Source organism: Hyphomonas oceanitis SCH89 (assembly GCF_000685295.1).
GTDB classification, from domain to species: Bacteria; Pseudomonadota; Alphaproteobacteria; order Caulobacterales; family Hyphomonadaceae; genus Hyphomonas; species Hyphomonas oceanitis.
In genome coordinates, this window is sequence record NZ_ARYL01000061.1 from 1 (window position 1) to 9139 (window position 9139).

8 protein-coding genes and 1 pseudogene are annotated in these 9139 nt (G+C 57.0%); 8 read left to right on the plus strand and 1 reads right to left on the minus strand.

Annotation, left to right across the window (positions count from 1 at the left end):
• Positions 1 to 407: pseudogene (locus HOC_RS19395) on the plus strand (type II glyceraldehyde-3-phosphate dehydrogenase); the annotation flags it as partial.
• Positions 408 to 471: 64 nt separating this feature from the next.
• Here HOC_RS19395 and HOC_RS19400 read toward each other — a convergent pair.
• Positions 472 to 1152, minus strand: a complete 681-nt coding sequence (locus HOC_RS19400; RefSeq protein WP_035541720.1) for a class I SAM-dependent methyltransferase — start codon at positions 1150 to 1152, stop codon at positions 472 to 474.
• A gap of 187 nt (positions 1153 to 1339) precedes the next feature.
• Between HOC_RS19400 and HOC_RS19405 the strand changes: the two genes are divergently transcribed.
• The 7 genes from HOC_RS19405 (at position 1340) to HOC_RS23010 (ending at position 8780) form a co-directional block, all read left to right on the plus strand.
• Positions 1340 to 2713, plus strand: coding sequence for an alginate export family protein (locus tag HOC_RS19405; protein WP_156950563.1), 1374 nt, complete (start codon positions 1340 to 1342; stop codon positions 2711 to 2713).
• Between the two features lie 16 nt (positions 2714 to 2729).
• Positions 2730 to 4175 carry a YfcC family protein gene (locus HOC_RS19410; RefSeq protein ID WP_035541723.1) on the plus strand — a complete coding sequence of 482 codons (1446 nt, stop codon included), beginning with the start codon at positions 2730 to 2732 and terminating at the stop codon, positions 4173 to 4175.
• A gap of 66 nt (positions 4176 to 4241) precedes the next feature.
• On the plus strand, positions 4242 to 5471 hold the full coding sequence (locus HOC_RS19415) for an arginine deiminase (protein ID WP_035541725.1): 1230 nt from the start codon (positions 4242 to 4244) through the stop codon (positions 5469 to 5471).
• Between the two features lie 41 nt (positions 5472 to 5512).
• Positions 5513 to 6514, plus strand: coding sequence for an ornithine carbamoyltransferase (gene argF, locus HOC_RS19420; protein WP_035541727.1), 1002 nt, complete (start codon positions 5513 to 5515; stop codon positions 6512 to 6514).
• 3 nt (positions 6515 to 6517) lie between these two features.
• Positions 6518 to 7453, plus strand: a complete 936-nt coding sequence (arcC, locus tag HOC_RS19425; RefSeq protein WP_035541730.1) for a carbamate kinase — start codon at positions 6518 to 6520, stop codon at positions 7451 to 7453.
• Positions 7454 to 7527: 74 nt separating this feature from the next.
• The gene (locus tag HOC_RS19430) at positions 7528 to 8277 is read left to right on the plus strand and encodes an AlbA family DNA-binding domain-containing protein (RefSeq protein WP_084146483.1); all 750 of its coding nucleotides are present in this window, start codon (positions 7528 to 7530) and stop codon (positions 8275 to 8277) included.
• Positions 8278 to 8282: 5 nt separating this feature from the next.
• On the plus strand, positions 8283 to 8780 hold the full coding sequence (locus HOC_RS23010; protein ID WP_051625135.1) for an acyl-CoA thioesterase: 498 nt from the start codon (positions 8283 to 8285) through the stop codon (positions 8778 to 8780).
• The last annotated feature ends 359 nt before the right edge of the window (positions 8781 to 9139 follow it).

Here is a 9139-nt window from a genome sequence, read left to right on the forward strand (position 1 = left end):
TTGTGACGATGGCGGTCAAGGTGCCGGAAACACTTGCTCATCTGCATTATTGGAACGTTGAACTGTCGCGCGCCGCCGCCCGAGAAGAGGTATTGGCGGCATTTCGTTCTTCGACGCGTATCGCCATGGTCAGACTGGACGACGGACTGACGGGTATAAACAGTGTCAAGGAACTCATGGCCGACCTGAAACGTCCAAATGACAATCTATACGAAGTCGCCCTTTGGGAAGACCTGGTTACGATTCAGAATAATGAACTCTTTTATGCCTATATGGTCGACAATCAGGCGATCGTCATCCCGGAAACGATTGATGCGATCAGGGCGCTGACAGGGCTTTTGACAGATTCACAAAAGTCCATCGCCAAGACCAATGCCGCCCTCGGTATTGGATCGGCACTGTATTGAAACCGTGATGGCGTGGGTCGAGGCGTATGCGTTGCAAGATCGGCACGTGGCTCGAACATGTCCGCTAGCAGTGAGCCTGCGGTTTGGTGCCCGAATATATGGAGATCGATCCGGTCGGCGTAAGCGTGATGCTCTGCTCTTTGACATGAACAAATCCCGCACCCCGCATGAATTCTGGCAGCCGGCCGTCCTTGTTGGCTCTGGTGTCGGCATATCCATCGGTCAGGCGGACGAGGTTGAATGCGAGCTTCATCAGGATTGAGCGCTGCCGACCGTAATCAGCGATCAGCAGCTTGCCACCGGGTTTGAGGAGGCGAAAAGCGTTTGCGAGGATACTTGTTTTAACAGAGACCGGGCACTGGTGAAGTACGAGGCTGATCAGTATCTTGTCTGCGCTTCCCGGCCGGACAATGTCGTCAATCTTTTCGTCGCCCATCGCGGTTACGAATTCGATAGCGGCTCCAGCTCTTACCGCTTTCGCTTCGGCGATCGTCCGTATGTCGGGGTCCGGATCAATTGCGACCATGCGAACGCCAGGCTGCGTTGTTTTGATCAGACACGCCATGCTCGCAGTGCCCGCGCCAATATCGACGATTGTTTCTTCGTCCCTGGGCGCCAAAGCGACGAGCAGCCCGGCTCGCCATTTTTCCTCACGGGTCAGGAGAGCGATGACGCGATCATAAAGTTCTATCGAACCACGAGGGCCGAGTGCCGGCGTGTAGGCAGGGGCTGGTAACTGGGTCATCGTTGGACCTTAGAGCAGAGCCAACCCCCGCCAGTCTTGAATGTTTCAACGGCGTTGAAAAACGGCGGCTGTGTAAGTTCCCAGTGTAATGAGTGAGGGAAGGTGCCGTCCATGCCGTATCACCTTAGAGACCGGTTGCTGCTCATAGGCGGCAGGCGTCGACCCTTTTGCATTGGAGGCACCGCTGATGAGACACCTCAAGGCCGACACGCATGCACCTCACTCACATGTGCGTGCGCATTGTCCCCGGGGGCTTGCCTGCAGAACCGCACTTCTGGCAATTGTTGGACTCGGCGTCGCGGCCCTTCCAGCCATGGCCCAGATCAATCTCTATGACAGTGACGCTGCAGCCATAGATGTTGGTCTCGACGCAGCCACTGTTATTTTCACGCAAAGCAACCCCTGGTTTGGTGAGCCCGAAGCCAATATTGGCGTCGACACCAGCACATGGACCGAGTTTGCAATTGAGCCGCAGCTATACCTGACCTTGAAAAATGTATTCGGGGGGGAATTGTCAGCCGGCCTGTCTGCTGTCGGGACGAAGACATACGGCGAGAGCGCAGAAGGTTTCGCCGCCGGGATCAGTGACCCCGGCAAGGCGACGCTCGAAAAGCTCTATGTCGGCTGGAAGGCAGAACTCGGCGAAGATGATTTCTTCGAGGTCATCGGCGGCGATTTTGACTATGAAATTGGTACCGGCTTCCTGATCAAGGATGGTGGCCGTGATGGCGGCGACCGAGGCGGCTTCTACCTGGGTGCCCGTTCGGCGTCGCGCAGCAGCGGCCTCGTCCGCCTGAAGCAGGGAGATCTGCTGCTGGAAGGGTTCTGGCTTGGCAACAATCCGGGCCGGGCCGGTATCAAGGCGCATGTCGGCGGGGTCAATGCCGAGTATGACATCTCCGAGCGCGCCTCAATTGGCGCAACTTATGTCGAAGTCGCCCATTTTGATGACCCGGTCACCGCAAACACAGCCGAGGAACTCAAAACCTATGATGTGCGCGCCTCGATTGACGTCTCTGACCGGTTGACATTTTCTGGCGAGTACGCCCTGCAGGAAGGGGCCGGTTTCTATGAGGGCCAAGGCGGCTACTTTCAAGGCCGCTACAAGCTCGATAGCTTGCCATTCGAGCCGACACTGACCTATCGCTACGCCGTCGTCACAGGCGATGATCCGTCGACGCCGCAAAATGAAGAATTCGTGCCGCTCGCCTACGGCTTCACCGATTACGGCCAATGGTATCAGGGTGAGATCACAGGCAACTGGATTTTCGGGAACTCCAACCAGAAGACCCATATGGTCAAAGGCTCTGCCACCCTGACCGACACCGTGTCGCTGACCGCTTCCTGGCTCAATTTCACACTGGATGAACCTGGCCAGATCGGTGTGGCCGATGAGGCGTTCGGAGATGAAATCGATATCTTCCTCGACTGGCAGGCGACCGATCGCTTGTTCCTGTCGGCCGCCGCCGCTGTGATGGTGCCGGGTAACGGCGCCAAGCAATTTACGGGCGGTGATGAGACCTGGTCTCACTTTATGCTCTACGCATCCGTCGCATTCTAGGAGAGGGGCTGAAAACATGTCAGACACAATTGAAACGGCAGATGCACCGGCCCCATCGAAGGGCTTCAAGTTTCCAACTGCCTATACAATCCTGTTCGCGCTCATTGCCCTCATTGCGCTGGGGACATGGATTGTACCGGCGGGGCAATATCAGCGAACGGAGAATGCGGAATTGGGCCGTGAGGTTCCGATACCAGGTACATACGAAACCGTCGATGCCAACCCGCAAGGGATTGTCGATGTCTTTCTCGCACCGATTGGCGGGTTCTATAACCCGGACAGCAATCAAGCGCAGGCTATCGATGTCGCGCTGTTCGTGATCATCATCGGCGGATTTCTCGGCGTTGTGACCCGGACGGGCGCCATCGATCATGCGATCGAACGCTCCATGTCGGCCTTGAGGGGACGAGAGATCTGGATGATTCCGATCCTTATGGCCTTCTTTGCTGTTGGCGGCACGACCTATGGCATGGCCGAAGAATCGCTCGCCTTCTATGGGCTCCTGATACCAGTCATGCTGGCAGCCCGGTTTGATGCCGTCGTCGCCGTTGCCGTTATCCTGCTCGGGGCGGGGATCGGCGTCCTCGGTTCGACGATCAATCCGTTCGCCACGGTTATCGCATCAAACGCGGCCGGCATCGCGTTTACGGACGGACTGACCCTGCGGGTCTTCATTCTGGTAACAGGCTGGGCGATCTGTTCGGCCTACGTGATGCGCTACGCCGTCAAGGTGAGAGCAGATCCCTCCAAGTCGATCATCGCCGATAAGAAAAATGAAATCGCTGCCCGCTTCAAGAGCGACGGCCATGATCCCGACGCGCCGCTCTCACGGTCACAAATCCTGACCCTGATCATTTTCGCTGCAACCTTTGCCATCATGATCTGGGGCGTCTCTTCGCAAGGCTGGTGGATGGACAAGATGTCGGCCCTGTTTATCGCCGCGTCTATCCTTGTCGGGGTCGCCTCCTGGATGGGGGAGGAGGGCTTTATCGACGCCTTCATGGCGGGCGCGAAAGACCTGCTCGGTGTGGCGCTGATTATCGGCATCGCTCGCGGAATCGTGGTGATCATGGACGCCGGCAAGATGACCGATACGATCCTGCATGCGGGCGAAGGCGCCCTGAGCGGGCTCGGGCCCATCGGGTTCATCAACACCATGTTCGGGATAGAGCTTGGCTTGTCCTTCCTGGTGCCATCGTCCTCGGGTCTTGCCGTCTTGAGCATGCCAATCATGGCGCCGCTTGCAGATTTCTCAGATGTTGATCGCTCGCTTGTGGTGACCGCCTATCAGTCGGCGAACGGGCTGGTGAACCTCATCAACCCGACTTTCGCGGTCGTCATGGGAGCACTCGCGATTGGCGGTGTGCCCTACCAGCGCTGGCTCCGTTTCATGTGGCCGCTCCTGCTCGGGCTTGTCGTCCTGGTCATGGGGTCTCTGACGATCGCAACCCTTATCAATTAACCGGGCAAAGGCTTCAACGCCGAATACAGAACCGCAATTCAACGTGTCTTCGAAAGGACCCCTCCAATGACAGGCTTCGGTGTACATTCTGAAATCGGCAAGCTGCGCAAAGTGATTACCTGTCAGCCAGGGCTCGCGCACTCACGGCTAACGCCCGCAAACGCTGAAGCGTTGCTCTATGATGATGTTCTCTGGGTGCAGGAAGCCAGAACTGATCATGCCGACTTTCGCATGAAAATGGCCAATCGCGGGGTTGAAGTTTACGAATTTCATGATCTCTTGAGCGAGATTGTCGCGATGCCTGAGGCCCGCAACTGGATCCTCGACCGGCGGGTGACAGATGACCAGGTTGGCGTCGGCATGCCGGAGGAGTTGCGCGCCTGGCTGAGCGAACTTCCCCCCTACCAACTGGCCGTGTTTCTGATCGGCGGAATTGCCGTTCATGACCTGCCGTTTAAAGCCAATGACATGTTCGGCAGCTATCTGGGCCCGGACGGATTTGTCATCCCGCCACTGCCGAACACGCAGTTCCCGCGCGATAATAGTTGCTGGATTGGCAACGGCCTGACATTGAACCCGATGTTCTGGCCCGCCCGGCGACCCGAAACGCTGCTCGTCGCCGCTGTCTACAAATTTCACCCGGCATTTGCACACGGTGATTTCAAAGTCTGGTGGGGCGATCCGGATACCGATCACGGCCCCGCGACGCTGGAGGGCGGCGACGTCATGCCCTGGGGCAACGGCACTGTCCTTATCGGGATGGGCGAACGCACCAGCCCGCAGGCGGTCGGGCAAGTGGCGCGCGCCTTGTTTAAAAACGGGGCCGCGACCCGTGTCATCGCCTGTCAGATGCCGCGCGCACGCAGCGCGATGCACCTGGACACGGTCTTTTCCCATTGTGACCGGGATGTCGCGACGGCTTTTGTCGAGGTTTGCGACCAGATCCAATGCTACACATTGCAACCCTGCGACAAGCCCGACCACGTATGCGTCACAAAAGAGAGCCGTCACCTTTTTGTGATAGCGGCTGAGGCGCTTGGGCTCAAAAAGCTGAACATCGTTCAGACTGGCGGCGACGCCTACAATCAGGAACGCGAGCAATGGGACGATGGCAACAACGTCGTCGCCCTCGAACCGGGGGTCGTTGTTGCGTACGACCGCAACACCTCGACGAACACGCTCCTGCGCAAAGCCGGTATCGAAGTGATCACGATCCGTGGATCCGAACTCGGGCGAGGCCGCGGCGGTAGCCATTGCATGACCTGCCCGGTCTGGCGCGATCCGGTCGATTTTTAGGTGCCCGTTTGGCACCCGTATATTCATGATGAGGACGTAGAATGGCCTATAATCTTCAAGGACGCAGTTTCCTGAAACTGCTGGATTTCGATCAGCGCGCAATGCGCTATCTTCTCGATCTGTCGCGTGACCTGAAACGCGCGAAATATTCCGGCATCGAACACCAAAGCCTGAAAGGCAAGAATATCTGTCTGATCTTCGAGAAGGCCTCGACGCGTACGATGTGTGCGTTCGAAGTTGCGGCCATGGACCAGGGAGCAGGCTTTACCTATCTCGGGCCGTCCGGCTCGCATATCGGTCACAAGGAATCAATGAAGGACACGGCCCGGGTCCTCGGGCGAATGTACGATGCGATCGAATATCGCGGCTTTGGGCAGGGAAAGGTCGAAGAACTTGCCGCCTATGCGGGCGTGCCCGTATTCAACGGTCTGACGGATGAATGGCACCCGACCCAGATGCTGGCAGACCTGATGACGATGCAGGAACATGCCGACAAGCCGCTGAGCGACATTTCCTACGCATTTGTTGGCGATGCCCATAGCAATGTGGGTCATTCCCTCATGATCGCCGGGTGTCTGATGGGCATGGATGTACGCATCGCCGCGCCCAGGAGCCTCTGGCCAAGCGACGACTATTTGCAGCCTGCCAAAGAGCTGGCAGCCCGGTATGGAGCCCGGCTGACGATCACGGATGATCCGGTCGAAGCCGTCAAGGACTGTGACTTCATCAATACTGATGTCTGGGTGTCGATGGGCGAGCCAGCCGAGGTCTGGGAAGAACGGATCAAATTGCTCAGGCCTTATCAGGTCAATGCCGATTTGATGGCGGCAACAGGCAAGCCGACAACCAAATTCATGCATTGCCTGCCGGCATTCCACAACGCAGAAACCGACGTCGGCAGGGATATGCTGGAGAAATTCGGGATATCCGAAATGGAAGTTACTGACGCGGTCTTTGAATCGCCCGCGGGCATCCAGTTCGAACAGGCCGAGAACCGGCTGCACACGATTAAGGCCATTCTTGTGGCCACGATCGGCGGTTGATCCATGCGTATACTGGTTGCCCTTGGCGGAAATGCCCTGCTGAAACGCGGTGAAGCGCTGACAGTCGAAAACCAGCGCGCCAATGTGAAGATTGCTGCAAGCGCGCTTGCCCCCCTGGCTCGGGATCACGAGCTGATTATTACGCATGGCAATGGGCCCCAGGTCGGATTGCTGGCACTGCAAGGGGCGGCCTACAAGCCAGACGAAGCCTTCCCTTTGGATGTTCTCGGCGCCGAGACCGAGGGCATGATCGGGTACGTGATCGAGCGCGAGCTTCGAAACTGCCTGCAAGGGGACAAGGAGATCGCGACACTGCTCACCATGATCGAGGTCGATGCGCTTGATCCGGCGTTTGACGCGCCGAGCAAATTTGTCGGACCGGTCTATTCCAGGGCTGATGCAGAACGTCTTGCGGCCGAAAAAAAATGGCAGATCAAAGCGGATGGTCAGGATTGGCGCCGTGTTGTTGCGTCACCCAAACCTCAGAAAATTCTTGAACTGAATCCGATCAAATGGGTGCTCGACCGCGGCGCAATTGTGATCTGCGCCGGTGGAGGGGGCATTCCGACAATCCGGGGAGACGATGGTCGACTCAAGGGAGTTGAAGCCGTCATCGACAAGGATTTTGCCAGCGCGTTGCTGGCCCGCGAACTCGAAGTGGATCTCTTCATCATGGCGACCGATGTCGATGCGGTCTATGTCGATTGGGGGCAACCCTCACAGCGGCGCATTATAGAAGCGGGGCCATATGCTCTGGACACGTATGAATTTCCGGCAGGCTCAATGGGCCCAAAAGTCAGAGCCGCTTGCGCGTTCGCGCGCCATAGCGGCGCGAAAGCAGCGATCGGGGCATTAAAGGATATCGAGGCGATTGTTGCAGGTACGGCTGGCACCCTTATCATCAACTCGGTTCGCGGCCTGAGCGAGGAATCTGTTTGACACGCCGACATGCTCTCGGACGCTCTGGAATCGGACTTTACCGTCCTGTACGGCATTTTCTTCTTTATGCCTCCATGGGCGCGGTCATAGGCGTGATTGTTCTTCATCCCATCATTACGCTCGTCTTGTGGATGGAGTATGGCGCTCTGTTTTCACCAGAATATTCTGACTTTGGCCGATTTGCATGGGAGCGAGTGAGCGGAGCGCCAGTTTACCATCTGATGGCAATGAATGCCATTTTCGGTGCACTCGGCGCGGCAATCGGAATGGTCTTTGCCGTTCTGACACGGGCCCTATCTGTTCAGTTGCGTAAAGCCGAAGGACTCCTTGAGGATCTCCAAACGGCATTGCCAAGTGTCATTGCCGGAGGTGAAAATGAGTTCACCGAGTTCAAATCCACTTTGCGGTGGGATATCAACGAATCCAGGACCAATAGAAGTCTTGAGCAAGTCATTGCCAAGACAATCGCTGGATTGATGAACCATGAAGGCGGTCGTCTCCTTATCGGCGTAACGGATGCAGGCGAGCTAACCGGAATTGAACAAGATCTGAAAACGCTTCGCCAGCCGTCTGTTGATGAATTCGAGCGCGCCTTGACGGGTATCGTAAAGACGTATCTGGGTGGTGTCGCTTGCACGCTGATCAGGTGCCGGTTCCTGAAGATCGACGACATGACAATATGCTGGGTGCTCGTAGAGCGCGCCGCAGAACCAGTCTTTCTCGTCTTGTCGGATACCTCGAAATATTATGTCCGCACCGGAAATTCGACGCGCGAGTTCAACACCGCGGAAGCACATGATCATATTCAGCGAAAGGGGAGGTAGATGTCATGTCTGTCGATCAGCAGAGCGGCCTCCTGTTTCCCGATGCTTTCACATCTTGCTTGACTGTCGCTGCGTCAGACATTGATGCGTTCAGCCATGTGAACAATGCAGTTTATCTGAAATGGATGAATGACTGCGCCATGGAACATTCGGCGTCGGTTGGACTGCCCGCTGAAGCGTGTGTCGATCTGGACCGAGGTATGGCGGTTCGGGAAACAAGGCTGGTTTATCAGCGGCCTGCGCGACTTGGCGACGGGGTAATCATCGCGAACTGGGTAACGTTCAATGATGGCAGATTGCGGGCTAATCGGTACTTCCAGGTCGCGCGGGCAGGTGATCATCAAACACTGCTTCTGGGCGCATCCAAATATGTCTGTATCGCGCTTTCCACTGGCAAGCCCGCCCGTATGCCCGATGTGTTCGCGCGGGCATATCAGGTTGAACCGGGATTGCAGCGGCGCCTCGTTGCGGATGCGGGGCTGCGCGCGGAGCTTATCATATAGGAGATCATGTCCCGGATCCGGATTGCCAGCGACCCAGGGGACAGACCTGTTGTCGCAATCGCCGAAAGTGAGATATGTGGCATCCGACCCAGCAGGATGGATCAAGTCAGCCGGCCAGGCCATACCGGCTGGGCCATCACAGGCGCCGCCTGCAGACCACCATATCGTGCACGCCGGCGAATATGCCTGCAAAACGGAATGTCTGCTGCTATTTCTGCTTCCGGGATCGCCGTGTTCAATCAGCCAGGATACGCAAGGCGCGGTGCTCGGAATGAACTGACGACCACTGGCGCTTTGGTTGCAAATACGCCGCACTTGCATTGAGGCATTGCCCAACGTATTAGAATGCAACTTATTCT

Bases quoted from the DNA above. Each gene is read 5' to 3' on its own strand.
- HOC_RS19400 (WP_035541720.1), bottom strand. From the start codon at position 1,152: ATGACCCAGTTACCAGCCCCTGCCTACACGCCGGCACTCGGCCCTCGT.
- HOC_RS19405 (WP_156950563.1), top strand. From the start codon at position 1,340: ATGAGACACCTCAAGGCCGACACGCATGCACCTCACTCACATGTGCGT.
- HOC_RS19410 (WP_035541723.1), top strand. From the start codon at position 2,730: ATGTCAGACACAATTGAAACGGCAGATGCACCGGCCCCATCGAAGGGC.
- HOC_RS19415 (WP_035541725.1), top strand. From the start codon at position 4,242: ATGACAGGCTTCGGTGTACATTCTGAAATCGGCAAGCTGCGCAAAGTG.
- argF (WP_035541727.1), top strand. From the start codon at position 5,513: ATGGCCTATAATCTTCAAGGACGCAGTTTCCTGAAACTGCTGGATTTC.
- arcC (WP_035541730.1), top strand. From the start codon at position 6,518: ATGCGTATACTGGTTGCCCTTGGCGGAAATGCCCTGCTGAAACGCGGT.
- HOC_RS19430 (WP_084146483.1), top strand. From the start codon at position 7,528: ATGGGCGCGGTCATAGGCGTGATTGTTCTTCATCCCATCATTACGCTC.
- HOC_RS23010 (WP_051625135.1), top strand. From the start codon at position 8,283: ATGTCTGTCGATCAGCAGAGCGGCCTCCTGTTTCCCGATGCTTTCACA.